This is a genomic window from Microvirga splendida, assembly GCF_016427565.1.
Taxonomy (GTDB): Bacteria; Pseudomonadota; Alphaproteobacteria; order Rhizobiales; family Beijerinckiaceae; genus Microvirga; species Microvirga splendida.
The window spans coordinates 1-15,694 of the sequence record NZ_JAELXT010000017.1; the positions used below are offsets into that span (position 1 = coordinate 1).

General features: G+C 63.4%; 16 protein-coding genes and 1 pseudogene. 8 read left to right on the forward strand and 9 right to left on the reverse strand.

Going from position 1 to position 15,694, the window contains the following annotated elements:
* The 3 genes and pseudogenes from JAO75_RS15540 to JAO75_RS15550 all read right to left on the reverse strand — a co-directional run.
* Nucleotides 1-377: pseudogene (locus JAO75_RS15540) on the reverse strand (efflux RND transporter periplasmic adaptor subunit); the annotation flags it as partial.
* A gap of 8 nt (nt 378-385) precedes the next feature.
* On the reverse strand, nt 386-952 hold the full coding sequence (locus JAO75_RS25370; protein ID WP_343234627.1) for a FixH family protein: 567 nt from the start codon (nt 950-952) through the stop codon (nt 386-388).
* Between the two features lie 135 nt (nt 953-1,087).
* Nucleotides 1,088-1,429 carry a hypothetical protein gene (locus JAO75_RS15550; protein WP_199050053.1) on the reverse strand — a complete coding sequence of 114 codons (342 nt, stop codon included), beginning with the start codon at nt 1,427-1,429 and terminating at the stop codon, nt 1,088-1,090.
* 180 nt (nt 1,430-1,609) lie between these two features.
* Between JAO75_RS15550 and tnpA the strand changes: the two genes are divergently transcribed.
* Nucleotides 1,610-2,005 (forward strand): IS200/IS605 family transposase, encoded by a 396-nt coding sequence (gene tnpA / locus JAO75_RS15555; RefSeq protein ID WP_199050054.1) that lies wholly within the window; start codon nt 1,610-1,612, stop codon nt 2,003-2,005.
* A 3-nt stretch (nt 2,006-2,008) separates the two neighbouring features.
* Nucleotides 2,009-3,124, forward strand: a complete 1,116-nt coding sequence (locus tag JAO75_RS15560; RefSeq protein ID WP_199050055.1) for an RNA-guided endonuclease TnpB family protein — start codon at nt 2,009-2,011, stop codon at nt 3,122-3,124.
* 219 nt (nt 3,125-3,343) lie between these two features.
* Here JAO75_RS15560 and JAO75_RS15565 read toward each other — a convergent pair whose 3' ends face one another.
* From JAO75_RS15565 to JAO75_RS15580, 4 genes are all read right to left on the reverse strand, one after another.
* Nucleotides 3,344-4,156 carry a lytic transglycosylase domain-containing protein gene (locus JAO75_RS15565; RefSeq protein ID WP_199050056.1) on the reverse strand — a complete coding sequence of 271 codons (813 nt, stop codon included), beginning with the start codon at nt 4,154-4,156 and terminating at the stop codon, nt 3,344-3,346.
* Between the two features lie 288 nt (nt 4,157-4,444).
* Nucleotides 4,445-4,699, reverse strand: coding sequence for a hypothetical protein (locus JAO75_RS15570; RefSeq protein ID WP_199050057.1), 255 nt, complete (start codon nt 4,697-4,699; stop codon nt 4,445-4,447).
* Nucleotides 4,700-5,060: 361 nt separating this feature from the next.
* Nucleotides 5,061-5,447, reverse strand: a complete 387-nt coding sequence (locus JAO75_RS15575) for a hypothetical protein (protein ID WP_199050058.1) — start codon at nt 5,445-5,447, stop codon at nt 5,061-5,063.
* Nucleotides 5,448-5,683: 236 nt separating this feature from the next.
* The gene (locus JAO75_RS15580; RefSeq protein ID WP_199050059.1) at nt 5,684-6,406 is read right to left on the reverse strand and encodes a Crp/Fnr family transcriptional regulator; all 723 of its coding nucleotides are present in this window, start codon (nt 6,404-6,406) and stop codon (nt 5,684-5,686) included.
* 277 nt (nt 6,407-6,683) lie between these two features.
* Here JAO75_RS15580 and JAO75_RS15585 point away from each other — a divergent pair, with 277 nt between their 5' ends.
* From JAO75_RS15585 to JAO75_RS15605, 5 genes are all read left to right on the forward strand, one after another.
* Nucleotides 6,684-7,607 (forward strand): Spy/CpxP family protein refolding chaperone, encoded by a 924-nt coding sequence (locus JAO75_RS15585; protein ID WP_199050060.1) that lies wholly within the window; start codon nt 6,684-6,686, stop codon nt 7,605-7,607.
* A 444-nt stretch (nt 7,608-8,051) separates the two neighbouring features.
* Complete coding sequence (locus JAO75_RS15590) at nt 8,052-9,848, forward strand: 2Fe-2S iron-sulfur cluster-binding protein (protein WP_246742529.1); 1,797 nt, start codon at nt 8,052-8,054, stop codon at nt 9,846-9,848.
* Nucleotide 9,849: 1 nt separating this feature from the next.
* Nucleotides 9,850-10,551 carry an iron reductase gene (locus tag JAO75_RS15595; RefSeq protein ID WP_199050061.1) on the forward strand — a complete coding sequence of 234 codons (702 nt, stop codon included), beginning with the start codon at nt 9,850-9,852 and terminating at the stop codon, nt 10,549-10,551.
* Complete coding sequence (locus tag JAO75_RS15600) at nt 10,548-11,324, forward strand: multiheme c-type cytochrome (RefSeq protein ID WP_199050062.1); 777 nt, start codon at nt 10,548-10,550, stop codon at nt 11,322-11,324. The genes JAO75_RS15595 and JAO75_RS15600 overlap by 4 nt, the downstream gene beginning before the upstream one ends.
* A 154-nt stretch (nt 11,325-11,478) precedes the next feature.
* On the forward strand, nt 11,479-11,898 hold the full coding sequence (locus JAO75_RS15605) for a c-type cytochrome (RefSeq protein ID WP_343234628.1): 420 nt from the start codon (nt 11,479-11,481) through the stop codon (nt 11,896-11,898).
* Nucleotides 11,899-12,231: 333 nt separating this feature from the next.
* Here the strand turns inward: JAO75_RS15605 and JAO75_RS15610 are convergent, their stop codons facing one another.
* The gene (locus JAO75_RS15610; RefSeq protein WP_199050135.1) at nt 12,232-13,542 is read right to left on the reverse strand and encodes a family 1 glycosylhydrolase; all 1,311 of its coding nucleotides are present in this window, start codon (nt 13,540-13,542) and stop codon (nt 12,232-12,234) included.
* 706 nt (nt 13,543-14,248) lie between these two features.
* On the opposite strand from JAO75_RS15610, the gene JAO75_RS15615 reads away from it, so the two are divergent.
* Nucleotides 14,249-14,974 (forward strand): hypothetical protein, encoded by a 726-nt coding sequence (locus tag JAO75_RS15615; RefSeq protein WP_210340288.1) that lies wholly within the window; start codon nt 14,249-14,251, stop codon nt 14,972-14,974.
* Nucleotides 14,975-15,153: 179 nt separating this feature from the next.
* Here the strand turns inward: JAO75_RS15615 and JAO75_RS15620 are convergent, their stop codons facing one another.
* Nucleotides 15,154-15,540, reverse strand: coding sequence for a copper-binding protein (locus JAO75_RS15620; RefSeq protein WP_246742530.1), 387 nt, complete (start codon nt 15,538-15,540; stop codon nt 15,154-15,156).
* Nucleotides 15,541-15,694 lie beyond the last annotated feature (154 nt).

Sequence of the window (15,694 nt, forward strand, 5' to 3'; positions counted from 1 at the left end):
GGCTGTCCGGCCGGCGCGTCCTTCGGCTTCTCATCAAAGCTCACGTCTGCGCTGGCCGGCACCGGCAGGTAATCCCGACCGTCCTCCGTCTTCTTCGGCACGGCGGAGTAGAAGGGTTTGCTGTCAGGGTCCCGATAATAGGCAATCGGGCCGGTCGCTGCGGGAGGAGAGCCGTTGCCTCCCAGGGAGAAGTCCAGCCAGTTCGGCAGCGCAATGCCGCCAGGCAGGGCGAAACTGCCTTGGCCCGCACGGAAGCCGAGCCACATGCCGGCTCCAAGGGCCAGCAGCACCAACGCAGCAACAAAAATGCGCCTGCGGCCCTGCCTGCCGTCTGCGGGTCTTTGCTCGTCCGGTCCAAGATCATGTAACTGCGTCATCTGATCCATCACGGCACCGCTTTGAGCACGAGTCGGTTTTGAACGGTGCCGACCTCACCCTGCACCTTCGCGGCCAGCGAGAGCTGCCATCCGCCTTCCATCGCGAGGTTGGTCTTGAACCGGTAGATCCCGGGCTCAGGCGACGGCATCGGCTCGATGGGTGCTGTCATCGTTGGCATGCCGTCGGGAGCCATATCGATCCGCCGCGCGAAAACCACCGCGTCCGGGACGGACGTTCCGGAGCGCTTGTTGACGAGGCGTACGTCCACCGTGGCTTCGCCCTGCTTCACCTCGTCTGGGACAAGCTCGAAGACATGATCCTTGAGCTCCGCGGTCGAGACGGGGGGTAGCGTGCCGGCGCTGGCGAGCCCAAACCGCGCCTTCGCCTCGGCCCAGGAAGTCGGGACCCAATCCGGGAGGATTAAACGATCAGGCAACGCCTGGATCACCGACCGGGGGATCCAGGCCGGCAAGGCCGACCGGTCCATCATCATGAGGCCGAGGACGGCGGTGCCAACAAGGGCAAGCCCCAGGAGCACGGCCGAAAGGGCGCGTCCTTTGGTGAGGAGAAACATCTGTCTGTAACCTAGTCATTCATGTTGAGGGCGTCGGAGGCGCTACGGAGGAACGCCTTTCAATGCGTGATCAAACCCCGTGATGCATCATCACGTGGCGACACCACCCGGCACGGGCGCCGGTGCGGTGGAGGACTAGGCTTTAGGAGGATGATCCGGAGGCGGTGCGGGCAGACTGTCGCCACGTTGCGCGAAATAAGGGGTGAGCTCCGCCGCGAGCGCAACGCGAACCACCACCCAGCCAGCCATCGGCATGCTCTGGGGACACTTCGCGATACAGAGCACCGCGAACGGGCAGGCTTTCATGTTGCTGCAATCAGGCGGCGACTGGTCGCAGCAGGACATGTCATCCGCCGTCGACGCAGTGGGTGCATCGAACCCAGCCCCAGCAGACGCGGCCGACGAACCACCAGCGACGACGAGGCTCACGACCGCCAGGATCGTCAGCAACCGGGAAAGGGCGACCCAAAGTGCCATGCCCAACACTTTCACATCAGGGCAGCTCAGGAAAGCCGCCTCGGATCACATGATTGATACCGCTTCGGGTTTCAAGGCCCATAATCACCTCCGCAGGGGACCGTCGCCTTGAGGCGACGGGGAAATGCGGCGGTGCCGCTTCCCTTGTCTTAGATAATTGACGGCTGTATAATCAACGGCATGTCGAGATACCGGCGCAACGCGGGCGCAACCTTCAGTCTCAAGTACCACTTGGTCTGGTGCCCAAAGTACCGCAGGCCCGTGCTTGTGCCGCCATGCGACACTCGCCTGAAGGAGATCATTGGGGAGGTGGCGGTGGAATCCGGGATGACGGTCCACACCCTCGAAGTCATGCCGGATCACGTCCACCTGTTCGTTGAGGCCGATCCGACGCTTGCCGTTGCTGAGATCGTCAATCGCTTCAAGGGACGGTCATCCCGCTTGATGCGACAGGAGTTCCCCGCCCTGCGGTCTCGCCTCCCGACCTTGTGGAGCCGTAGCTATTACGCTGGGAGCGTCGGGCACGTCAGCGCGGAGACTGTCCAAGCTTACATCGCCGCGCAGAAGGGTGTCTGAGCCGTGGCATTGCGATCCTACAAGTTCCGCATCCGCCCGAACCGGGCACAGAGCACCGCCTTGGCGGCAATGCTGCGGGACTTCTGTGGGCTCTACAATGCCTGTCTGCAACAGCGGATCGAAGCCTACCGCCGTCGCGGGATCAGCCTGCGCTACGTTCACCAAGCCTCCGAATTGAAGACTGTGCGGATGGTCGAACCCGATCTGGCGCGATGGTCTTTCTCCGCGTTGCAACAGGTCTTGCGCCGGGTCGATCAGACCTACGCCGCATTCTTCAAGCGCAAGCGCGGTTTCCCTCGCTTCCGCGCCAGTGCCCGCTATCACGCGGCAACGTTCCGCGTTGGCGACGGGCTGACGATCAAGAAGGACCGCCGCATCGGCATTGTCGGCGTGACTGGCGGGATTAAGGTCGTTTGGCACCGGAACCTGCCGGAAGACGCGGAACTCGGAAGCGCGATCCTCACGCGCCAGAACGGTCAGTGGTTCGTGGTATTCTCCATTGAGGCTGCGTTCGCGGAGACCTGCGGCACGGGATCAGTTGGGATTGACCTTGGGCTCAACAGCCTGATCGCGACAAGCGACGGTGAGACAATCCAGGCTCCGCGCTTCGCGCGCAAAGCGCAGGCCGCTCAACGCCGCCGTCAACGTGCCCTCGCCCGATGCAAGCGGGGATCGACGCGCAGGCTCAAGGCCAAGCACCGCCTCGCTGTCGGGTCAGCCAAGATCGCTGACCAGCGCCGTGACTTCGCCCACAAGCTGTCGCGGTCGCTCGTGACGCGCTACGGCGCGATTGCCTTTGAAGACCTCAACCTGACCGGGCTCAAGCGAGGGATGCTGGCCCGTTCCGTTCACGACGCCGCGTGGAGCCAACTCGTCCAATTCGTTCAGTACAAGGCTGCAAGTGCCGGTGCTGAAGTCGCTTTGGTCGATCCTCGTGGCACAAGTCAGACCTGTCCTGAGTGCGGGATGATCAAGGCCAAGGCCCTTTCCGAACGGGAGCATCGCTGCGAGTGCGGTGCTGTTCTCGACCGGGATGTTGCTGCGGCGGTGGTTGTGCATCTCAAGGCTTTTGGGCCGGGAACCGGCCTTCGGACGATAACCGGGCGGGTTGCCGCGTAGGTTGTCCGAGAAGCCGCTTCCTTTAAGGAGCGGAGTGTTCACTATGGGATGATGGCTAAGCCACTCGTTCCATGAGAGCTCACACTGGTCGTGCTGTCGGCTGCCTGACATGTTCGAGCGTGACTCTCTGGTCAACGAGCGCCGAACCTGAGAGCGTTGGGCCATGTTTGTCAGGCTGACGCCCGTGGCTGCAACGCCGTTTGAAAGCCTGCGACAGCACTATGGCTTTCGTCCCAACGGGACTGTCTGCTTCCGTCCAACGTCCACCTCCCCGGCCTTGGACAGCCTCGCTGCCCGTTTGACGGCCTCGGCCTTGCTTTGTGAACCGACGTTTGCAACCGAAAGGATGAACCGTTTGACAAGCTCACGCTGGAAATCTGCCTTGCGCTGCTCCTGTGCCGTTAAGCGAGGCTCGCGCTCCAAGGGAAGCGGCTGGGAGGATGCAACTTGCACCGATTGAGCTGGAAGTCCTACGGGATCTGCGGACCCTTGGTTGGCCAAGGGCGAGCCTATGGCGACAAGATGAACTCGGGCCCTCCGGCAATACTCGACCGAGCGGGGTGTCATCCGTTCCTCTCCGTGGCCAGCCCGGTACTTCATGAGCGCTCGGCACAGATCGCCACCTGTGAGCCGCCAGGCCTTGGCAAGGTACTCGACCCCGTAGCGAATATTGACCTGCGGATCGGCCAGGGCCTCCCCTGGGCCGGTGAAGCCAAGCATCGCTGCCGTGCCAGGACGGACCTGCATAAGTCCAAGCTCCCCGACCGTTCCGATGACGGATGGATTGTAGGAGCTTTCAACCATGACGACGGCATCCGCAACAGCTGTCGGCAACCCGCGGCGCTCGGCCTCCTGGGCGACCAGCGGCAGATAATAACCACGCCCTTTCGGTTGGACGGGCGGCAAGCCGACCAGAGTCTCCACCACATGCGGTTTTGGCAGCGAGAGAATAATCTTCTCAATGCGGTCGGCCTCGGACCGATCCTCGATCCGGTGGAGGGACGCGAGGGCGGGCTGTGCGGCAGCGGCCATCACCACGGCGGCAAGGCAGGCGGCAATGTGTAGCAGACGACCCACGGTATCCTCCGGCAGGGGTGTACGAGACGGTCATGCTGACCACGGAAGGCCGTGCTCGTCCAGGATGGCAACGCCTAGGCACGCTCATCCTCCGCAGGGAGCAGGTGTCGCACCGTCCAAGCCCGGTCCGGCGCACCGACACCACGCCGCACGCAACCTTCTGTGCAACGCATCTGTGATGGTCCGTCCGATTTTGCAAGACGGTGCGGAACACCACTCCTGCCGCACGGACGACATTGGCGTTCAGACTTCGTCCGCAGCAGCCACGAAGAAGTAGCAACCCTCGCGCTGGACGGCGGACCGCGCGGCTGTCACATTGAAGCCGCCTGGGCTGTTCCCGTGCTTGCCCAGCGTGCCGCGGAACCTCCAGCCTGCACCAATGAGGAAGTCTGGGATCGCGCCGCTCTTTGGAATCGCGCAGAACAGTCCGCGCGCAAAGCGGCATTCGAAGTAGATGTAGGCCTGGGCCGCGGTCGGACGTCTTGGCCTGTTGAGCATCCGGGGGCGCCCGGGGGGGCTGGCCAATCCAATCTTGTTACATCCATTACAGCCAGCCGCTGTCTTGGCGCGAGCGCGGGAGGCTGCCGGCTTATTTGTGCGGTGGTCATCGGTCTTGTCCGGCAATGCAGTGCTCCGGAGAACAGGCACGGTTCCATGGGCGAGGAACAATGCTCGTGATCTGGGTCCACCTAGACCCCGCGCTCCCGCCCTCAACGGTGAGGGCGGGTGGCGACAGCGCGTCAGCCCGGCTCAGGCGAACCGGAACGGCCCCAGGGCGGACAGCACGCTGACGGGTTGGGCGTGAACCCAGATCGCGAGCACGTCGTCGGGAGCGACACGGCCCGGACCGGTCGCACGATCAGACGATTCCGAAGGTTCGGGGAGGACGCTTCAGGCTGTCCGGATCGGCGCCGGAGCCCCATTGGCTCACCATGGCCAGCCTGGTGGCCGTGGCCGGAGCCGTCGCGGCGCCAGGACCAAAGGACGGCAGGGCCATGCCGCAAAAGGTGCCACAATGAGGGGGATCGTTGGGGCCGGCCCTGTCATGATCGGCTTCAAGGAGCGGGCAGGCGCAGATGTCCGATGCTCTGACACCGGCCGCGCCGTGGCCATTTCCGCCATCCGGCTGGGCCGACCCGTTGATGCGGGCGGCCGCCTCCCAGCTCTCAACGGAGGTGGCGCCATGGGCGTGCAGGCCTGCCATGACCCCGCCGTGCAGCACGAACGCGGTCACGGCTGTAAGCATGAGGCTTGCGACAAGACGGCGTAAGTGGCTCCACACAGGCTCCAGTGACTTGCTCCTATGACCGACCATCAACAGCATAAGGCTCCCGGCGGCCATCGCAAGCACCGTGACCAGGACCACACGGGGATTGGCGAACGGATCGAACCCCGAGCACCGCATCCCCTCGATCCGTGTGCTTTGCGACCGCTTGGAAGCGGGCTGGCCTGGCGCCGCGGTGCAGGGCATCGCCAGCCTGATCAGCCCTCGCCATCGATCAGCAGGTCGAGACCTGCCAGATCCAGCCGCAGCACCCCGCGGCCGACATCCTCGATCAAGTGGCGCCGACGCAGGTACCCGAACGCCCGGCTCACGGTTTCAATCTTGAGGCCCACGAAGTCGGCGATGTCGGATCTGGACATGGGCACAGTCACGATGTCACCCAGCCCAATATTCTGGTGCAGGAACCGCAGGAACAAGGCTAGGCGCTTCCGGGCGTCCTTTCGCCCAAGGAGGCCGACATGGTCGAGCGCCTCGCTTGCGCTGGCGCGCAGGACATTCGCCAGCTGGCGCCCGAGGAGCGGATTGCATTCGCCCAGACGCTGCAGCTTGCCGGCGTCGAATTCGAGCAGGACCACGGGCGAAACCGCCTCGGCCGTCAGGAACCGCTCGGCATGGGTAAGTCCGAAATAGGCCCCCGGAAACGCGAACCGGACGATCTGGCGGGCGCCGTCGGGGAAGAACGTGACGAGCCGCACCACACCCTCAAGGACGCGGAAGCAGCGGCTCTCAGTTGGACCACCCGCGAAGATGGCCTCATTCGGACCGACCGTCCGCCGGCCTCCCTGACGGATGAGGAAGGACCGGGACTCGTCCTCGGTCTCCAGGGTGCAGGGGAGATCCTCCAGGCGCCATGCCCTGGGATCCGGGCACAGGCACCCGACCGGTTCGGCCAGGGCGGTGTTGTTCAGTTCGGGACTCATAGCGGCGGCCCAGGACAGCGGAACGGCCGAAAGTGGCCAACTCCTCATGCATGAACCGAATTGGCCGCGATGGCATTGATCCGGATCAAGCGCCCGGCCGCCGTGCCGGCGGCTACTGCCTTGACCAGCCGACGTGGCGCATTTCGCCGTGGCCAAGCGCGGATGGGACCTGGTGATTGATCAGGATCAATGACGCCATACGGCTCAGCTGCGATGGTGCGACCGTAGCAGAGAGCCTCTGACGCCGCAGCGCGGCCATTTCATAGGAGAAACGATCATGCGCACTTCCTTCGCCCTCGCGGCCGCCGTGTCGGTGCTTGCTTTGGTGACCGTCCCACAGGTCGCGCACGCCGCCGAGCAGCGCGACCCCTCCCCGGCTCGTATCGTCGTTGCCATGGACAACATGGGCAATATGCAGCAGAGCCCGGCGGGAGGTGGCACGCCGGCCGGCCAAAGCTCTGGCGGCATGAGCATGTGCTGCGGCATGGGCGGAATGTCTGCGTCCGGGCAAGCCACGATGGCGCCAAGCGGCCAGGCAGGGTCTGGCGCAATGCCGTCAGGGCAGGCTGGTCAGATGGGCTCCGGCATGATGAACGACAACATGCGATCCATGCCGCAGGGCCAGATGGGCGGCATGCCACAGGGTGGGTCGGGGCAAGGCGGCGGCACGGGCATGATGGATGACAACATGATGCGCATGCAGCAAGGCCAGACCGGCATGGCTCCCATGGGTCAGGGCGGCATGATGATGGACAACATGCGCCGCATGCAGCCCAACCAGCAGGGCGGGATGGGCATGATGAACAACGACCCGATGCGCATGCCGCCGGCGCCGATGGGCGGTACGATGCCGGGGATGACCGCAGGCGGCGCGGACATGACGGACCGCATCGAGGGTCGGATTGCCTTTCTGAAGGCGGAGCTGAAGATCACTGACGCGCAAGCACCGGCCTGGAACCAGTTTGCCGAAGCCCTGCGCTCAAGCCGACAGCATCTGATCGAGGCCCGGCAGCTGCTGGCAGCCCCGGCAGCCGATGCGACCGCAGCCACGCGGCTGGAGCAGTACGAGCGCCATCTTGGCGCCCGGCTGGAGGCCCTCAAGGCAGCGCGGAGCTCCTTTGCCCAGCTCCATGCCGGACTTGACGAGCACCAGAAGCACGTGGCGGAAGAACTGGTCGTGCCGCTCCTGGCCACCTTCTGAGCGGCCTGTGTGGGTCCAGGCTTTGGTTCCCCGAGTTGAACCGGAGTGACGCGGCAGCGGCGGCGCCCCCTGGCGCCGCGGCGCTGTCGGTTTTGCTCCCGACCCAAATGCCCGCCGTGGCCAGCCGCGATGACTCCTCCGACGACCCGGGACAGCTCTCCGAAAGGACAATCAAGATCAGCTGGCAGTGACTTCATGGCACAGAGTTCTTCCTCCCACCACATGCACCAACGCCCCCTCACTGCACCTCTCGTCCTGATTGTCGCGGCAACCGCCTTCGTTGGCCTGTCCGCCCTTCAGGCGTCTGGCCAGTCGGCAGACGGCCATGCCGGGCACCACCCTGATGCTATGCCCGCCCCGAGCATGTCCGCCCCAGCCAGCCCGGCTGCCCCGCCGGGCAATCCGCCCACTGGCGTTCCGGGCAGCCCATCCGCCATGCCTGGAATGCCGTCCCAAGGCGGTGCCATGGGCGGGATGATGGGCGGCATGGGCGAGATGATGGGCGGGAGCCCGCAGAAGGAGTTCTATCCCTCCCTCATGGACCTGCCCACCCTGTCCCCCGAGCAGCGACACACCATCGAAGCTCAAGCGCGGGCACGGATAAGCGCAGGCACCGACGAGATCGCAATCGCCGGGAACGCCCTCCGCCATGCGAATGCCTCAGGAGATGCCGCCGGAGCGGAACAAGCCGCCCGGCGCCTGCGGGACGGCCTTAATCAAGTGGACAGCGGCACGGCGGCGCTCCGGGCGCTTATGGAGGGAAAGTCCCCGTCACAGATTGCCCAGGATTGGTTCAAAGGACAGCTTAATCTCTCCACCGCAATGCCTGTCCACGCGTCCGAGGGCCCCTTCGGCCTGTCCTGGCTCCACGTGATGACCATGGGCCTGGGATCGGCCTTTGCCATCGCCATGCTGGCGATCTATTTCGCGCGAATGCGCCGGGCGAACGCCCTCGTCGACCGCTTGTCGAGCGTCACCCTGGCTCCGATGATCCCTGCGACGCCTCCGTCCGCGGCGACCACCGCACCGCAGCCCTCCCTTCCCGGAGCAGCGCCAGCCGCAGTGGTCACATCGCCGGCGGCCACTCCCTCCGGTTCCTTGACCGCTGCGGCAGGACCGGTGCCTACGGGCACGCTAGGCCGTCCCGGACTGTGGAAAGGACAGCTTCGGGTGGCTGCCATCTTCGACGAGACACCGAACGTCAAGACGTTCCGGCTCAGGAGCCCGCAGGGCGGCCCCATTCCCTTCACCTTCGTCCCTGGCCATTTCCTCACCTACTCGGCTCAGATCGATGGCAAGCTCGTGAGGCGCTCTTATACCATCGCGTCTTCGGCCGCCCAGACGGCCTACGTCGAGACCACCATCAAGCGCGAGGAGCAGGGGCTCCTCTCACGATACATGCACGACAATGTCGCCGTCGGTGATCTGGTCGACGTAATGGGGCCATCGGGCGTGTTCACCTTCAGTGGGACGGAAGCCGAGAGCGTCGTGCTGATCGGGGGAGGGGTGGGCATCACGCCGCTCATGGCAGCGATCCGCTACCTCAACGACATCGCCTGGCCGGGCGAAATCTTCCTCGTCTATGGCGCGCGTTCGACGGCCGACTTCATCTTCCGTGATGAGCTTGAGCACCTTCAGCGCCGGCACCCCAATCTGCACGTGATCGCCACGATGGCACGCGCCGCCGGGACCTCATGGATGGGTCCGGAGGGGCCGATCACCAAGGAGCTCCTGGCGCAAGCGGTGCCCGAGATCGCCAAGCGGCGGGTTCATCTGTGCGGCCCCCCGGGCATGATGGAGGCTATGAAGAAGCTGCTGGCGGAGCTTGGGGTGCCCGGAGATCAGATCAAAACTGAAGCTTTCGGTCCTGCCAAAGGCGCCGTGCCCCCGCCCGGGGTGACGGTGACCGAGCCTATCCAACTGCAACCCGACGGGAGTGCCGGACCCGCCGCAGCGTTGCCGGCGGCGATTGGTCCGGCGACCGCCTCGATCCGCTTCGCCAAGTCGAACAAAGTCGTGCCGCTGCCGCCGGACCAGAGCGTCCTGGAGGTCGCGGAGGCCGCCGACGTGCCCATCGATTACTCCTGCCGGGTTGGAACTTGCGGCATCTGCAAGACCAGGCTCCTGGAGGGCCAGGTGACCATGGAAGTCGAGGAGGCCCTCACGCCTGAGGACAAGGCGCAGAACATCATTCTGGCGTGTCAGGCCAAGTCAATTGGCAACCTGGTGGTGGATGCCTGACATGAACGAGACCGAAAGGCTCACCGTCGGGGCCGGCCTCACATTGCTCCTGTTCCTGACGCCGGCATTCCTCCTTCACACCTCGCCACGGTTTCCGGGCAGTCTCGCCGGCAGCATACTTGGCATTGCAGCCGCCATCCTGATGCTGCTGCTGCTGGTCTATCCGCTTGCCAAGTACAGTACCTCGCTTAAGCCCCTCATCACGAAGATGGTGTCGGTGCGCTCGCTGTTGACCTTCCACGTCTATGCAGGGGTGCTTGGTGCGCTGCTTGGGATCCTGCACACCGGGCACAAGTACCAAAGCCCGCTTGGGATCGGGCTCGTCGTCACGATGCTGATCGTTGTCGTCACGGGCTTTATCGGCCGCTATTACCTGCCGCAGGTGTCAGCCGAGCTGCGGGAGCAGCAGTCCCGGCTGGCCACACTCCGCTCCGCCTTTGATCAGACCGCCGTTGCCCTCGCGGGCCGCCAGGCGGCATCAGAAGAGGCGCCGCCCCGCACGCCGGCGCTTCCCGGTGTGCCGATCCTCCAGCTCGTCGATGGCATCGCCGACCTTGAATATGCCATCGGTTCGCGTGGTGCGGTAAAGGCGGTCTTCATGCGGTGGATCGTGTTCCATGTCGTTAGCGCGGTTGTAATGTACGTGCTGCTGGCGCTCCATGTCGCCGGCCAGATTTACTATGGATTGCGGTGGCTCTCGTGAAGAAGCTCGGCCTGTTCTATACAGTTTTCATCACAGCATCGGTGCTGGTTGGCCTCGCTGCCACAGCGGCTCTCTACTATGCGGGATCGGCTGCTGTTCCGGGCTGGCGGAGTTTCTTCCAGCCTGGTCCTCTGTCGGGCAAGCACGCATTCCTGAGCAACCAGTGCGAGACGTGCCACACTCCCACCAAAGGTGTCGAGGCAGCCACGTGCATAACCTGCCACTCATCTGCCGCAGCAGATCTGGCCAAGCAGCCGACAGCGTTTCACGCCAATGTTCAGGAATGCCGCGGCTGCCATGTCGAACACCAAGGCGGCTCGCGCCCGACCAAGATGGACCATGGTGCTCTCTTGCGGAGCGGCTGGCACGCGACAGGAACCTTGCAAGGCCATTCCAGTCTGTCGCGCCAAATGATCGAAGACCTTGCAAGCTACCTTGGCATACCGGTGTTGGTACCTGCCGAGAAGGAGGGGCTCAACTGTGCCGCCTGCCACAGCAACCAGGATCCCCACCGAAAGCTCTTCGGGACCGAATGCGCTGATTGTCACGTAACATCGGCATGGCAGATTGCATCATTTCTGCACCCGTCGCCGACCTCGCGCGAATGTGCGCAGTGCCACCAGGCGCCGCCAAGCCATTACATGGAACACTTCAGCATGGTGTCGCAGAGAGTCGCCGGGCAGGAGCATGCCCAGGTGAGTCAATGCTACATGTGTCACAAGACAAATTCGTGGAACGACATCAAAGGTGCAGGCTGGTACAAGCACCATTGAGCCAGCTGCGCTGAACGGCCCGGGTGGGCCTGATCCAACGACTGGGCTCGGCTTGGAGGCAGAGTAGACCTATCATGCAACACGTTTGTCTGGCGTCAGGTACACCAACCTTCCACTCAGTAGAAAAAATCTTTTGGAGTCGAGGAGACGGAGCGTGAACCGTTGGTCCTGGCTGGCTGTTGGGGTCGCGCTGCTGGGCAGCCTTGCTGTCGCATGGAGTCTCATGAGGCGAGAGGTTCAGGAGCCGAGCCATATCGTGGAGCCAGCGACCCTCTCACCAGCCGCTACCGCTGGCAAGGTGGCGTACGAGGCCAACTGCGCCGGCTGCCATGGGCAAATCGGGGCCGGCACGGATCGGGGTCCGCCCCTCGTTCATGTCATCTATCATCCGGGCCACCACGCGAATGGGGCCTTCTATGTGGCTGTGAAATCAGGAGTTCGGCAGCACCACTGGCGCTTTGGCAACATGCCTCCGCAGCCGCAAGTCAGCGATCCACAGCTTCAGACCATTATTCGATACATTCGTGAGGTCCAGCAGGCCAACGGCATCACGGCCGAACGTCATGGGGGCTAAGCCTAGAGCAACCGTTGCTGGCAAGCCATACAGGGGCTGGCGAGCGGCTTCCACAAGGGCGGCTTTTTCGCGCGCCGGCGCCGGATGGTTGAACAAATCGGCTAGAGAGCCAATCGGTTTGGGAAGGCGTTGGAAGAACGCACAATCTGGACGGCAGAAACACGGACGTCAGCGCCACTTTGAAGACATGGGTCACGATACGCGAGGCGTGGATGGCGGATGCGGACCTTTTCATGGGGGAAGGCTTCTCGGTGTGCCGCCCGCGGAGCGGCCTGCGATCCCAGGTTTGTACTGTTTCGAACCAGAAGCGGGCCTGATGGCGAGCTAACTTTTTCAAACCTCCCCAGACCTGCGCTGGTGCCGGGCCTCATGGTAACGCCGCATCCTGTCGCGCCGACGCTGGACAAAAGGTTCGTCGGTTTCGCTCGGCAGCACGATCGGGACATTCAGGCACACGCTCTGGGCCGGCAGAACGTCGCTCCACGAGCGGATCAGGTCCTTGTAGGCGCGCCCCACGGCCCGCATGTTGCGATCCAGGTCGTAAAGCCCGAGCGGGTTGACATTGCCCCTGTCCTCGCGCAACGCCGTGTCCCAGTCCACCTGATCCGTCAACGAATACCAGGTGAAGCCGACGATAGGCACGCCGGTATTGCGCACCCGCAGCACATTGGCCCACTGCTTCCAGAGCCAGTGGACGGCCTCGTCCCCGTTCGGCCCCTCGTTCATGTTGGTCTCGGTATGCATCACCGGCAGCTTGTACCGCTCGAAGTATTGGCGGGTGATGTCGTCATAGCCGAACACATCGCCCGCAGCCCAACTCCTCCCGTCGGCGGCCACCCGGTGCTCGTTGGTGACATAATAGTCATTGCCCATGATGCAGTGATGGCGCAGGGGGGAGTGCCGCAGGAAGAAATGATATTCCTCACGCGTCATGCCATTATCCATCAGGTACTCGTACATCCCGGAACTCACAGGATGGCCGTAGTTCAAGTCGAGCGACAGGAACCGGCGCGCATTGCCCAGCTCCGCAGGCTTGATAGCCTTGGGGTCTTCGGCATGGAAGTACTCGGAGGACTCGCTCTGGACGAAGATGGCGTCCGGCCGAACGTCGAGGATCGCCGCCATGGCGAGCACATTCGCCCTGACGATGTGCTTGAGCGCCGTCACGAAGGCACGGTCACTGGCGAGTTGCTCGTTCCACCAGCCATAATAGGCCGAGAAGGTGGCGCAGATGAACATCTCGTTGACGGGGGTGTAGAGCTGGACCCACGGAAACCGGCTGGCAAAGGCGCGGGCATAGTCCGCGAAAAGCTCCGGAAAATCGGGGTTCTGGAAGTCGCCGATCCAATCCGGCACGCCGAAGTGGCACAAATCGACAATCGGGACAGTGTCGCAATGCTTCAGATGGCCGAAGGTGAGGTCGGAGAACTCCCAGTCGTAGCGCTCAGGCCCGAGCCAGGTTTTGTGGATGGGAGGCCCATAACGCAGGAACTGGATGTCGAGGTCCTGGAGCAGCTCGAAGTCCGTCCTCCAATGCGTGTAGTGGCCGCACTTCTCCATCTCGTCGATCCGGGTACGGCCGTTGTTGATGGTCGGGTAGCTGTTCTCAATCCCGGTCGCGAACATGAACCATGGCGCCGCCATCATGGTCTCTCCTTTGGATTCCTGGCGCTCACAGGAGGGAGCTTGCATTGCAGTGCGCTAACGCGGGCGTGGGACTTCCGTTGCAGCTTGCTTGCCCCCCTGGCGGCCTGCCAGATGCGTCTCGAAGAGGCTCGTCGGATAGAAGGACGGCGAACTGAGAGTTTGGCGTGAAGCTTGTGCGAGCAGACCAATGCGGTGACTTGGCGAAGTCTACTGCATCGGAGGCAGCCGACCGTCCCGTGAGCATTGCTCCACCCTTTTCTCCGTTCCATTCATCAGCTATTCGGGGGGCTGCCCCACAACGTCGTTTATAGCGAGCGGCCGTTATCGCGTTTTGCGGCAATGTCTTGATCAATGTGGACGACGTGGCATGGCTTACAAGTGGCGCACCCATCGCCTATCCACTCTCCTATCATGGCCACAGAAGTTAACGGCAAGCCGTCAGGCCCGGCATGTGGTCGCTGGGGAGCCACTTCGGCCACCTCTGGAGCAGGCGGTTCTGCGCTGGACACTGCGGCTACAGCTCAAGCTGGTCGCGATCTCATCCCTTGTGCTTCCGACGACTTATCTTGTTCTTGAACTTCCCAAGCACATCATCAACCACGCCCTCGCGGCTGGTGGCCCGCAGATGGATCTGTTCGAGCTCAAGCTGGATCAGGTCAGCCTCCTCATCCTGCTCTGCGCCGGGTACCTAGGCGCCATCGCCGTGAACGGCACCATCAAGTACTATGCCAACGTCGCCCAGGGCCGGATTTCCGAGCGGATTGTCAGACGTCTTCGGATTGCTGTCGTCCGAACCCAAGCGCGCTCCAAGGCTCGCGCCGATGATCCGGCCCTGACCGCCGTGGCGATCAGTGAATGCGAGCCCATCGGCTATTTCGGCGGCAGCATGTTGAGCGTGCCCATTCTTCAGGGTGGCACGCTGGTGGCAAGCCTGGCCTTCCTTCTCATGCAGGATGCTGTGATGGCACTGGCGGCGGTCGCGATGCTGCCGGTCCAACTTGCGATCCTGCCTCAGCTCCAATTGCGCATCAATGCGTCTGTGCGCAAACGGGTTCATGTGACCAGGAGCTTGAGCGCCGCCCTGTCCCGCGCCTCAGAACTCTCTGCGCCGTCATTGGCTATGACCAACCGGGCGCGGTTGCAGCAGATCACGGCGCTTGAGGCAATCAGGCTCCAGATCAATGAGCTGAAGGCGAGGCTCAAGAGCCTTTTCAACTTCACGTCCAATCTTACTCCGTTCTTCTTCTTCACAATTGGCGGCTATCTTGTCATCCACGACCGCTTGTCGGTCGGAGCGCTGGTTGCAGCGCTTGCCGCATACAAGGAGATCAACCCGTCCTTGCGCGAGCTGTTCGAGTTCGCGCAGGCCTGGTCGGATGCGCGGGCCCGCTTTGATGAAGTGAGTCGGGTGATCAGCCCGGGGGGCTGATAGAGGCGCGAGTGGAGTTCGGCCAAGTCAGCCTCGTCTCCGTATCCCTGAAGAGGCCGAGGTTCGGCAGGGCAACCGTCGGTGGCGGGTGTCGACCTAGGCGTGAACACGCTCGTCGCCGACACTGGCGGAGTGCCCTCGGTTGGCCATCTATGGCAGATGCAAAGCCGTTCAGGGCGTCATCTGTCAATCTTGGTGATGTGCGTCACCATCACGGCTCCCCGGCGCCGCGTGGCTTCAAATCTCACGTTGTCTCCCGCTTTGACCCCTCGCAGCACCTCTGACCGGCTGACGTGAAACACCATCGTCATGGACGGCATCCAGATGCTTTTGTCTGCGCTGCCAATCTCCGGGTGCAGGATGGTGACCGTGCCCGAACCGGGATCAACTGCCCGGACTGTTCCTTCGGCATGGACATGGTCCGCCATGGACCCTCGGCTGAGTTCGATCTGCTCCATGCGGCTGAGCCACTCGATGCTGGTCATTGCCGCAACACCGAGACCGGGAGCGATGACAAGGCCAGCCCCGAGGGAAAGCGCAAACTTGAGTTTCGATGTCCACATCATTCTTACCTCCACTCGGCCACAGGATCTGTGGCGCTGCCCTGCACAAGCGACGATGACTTGCAGCAGGCGGGTTGGACTGCCGCGCTCACGAACATAGCAGGCCGCGTGGCGGCCGCCTTGATCCGGATCAAACTGCAAGCAGAACGTCCTGCCA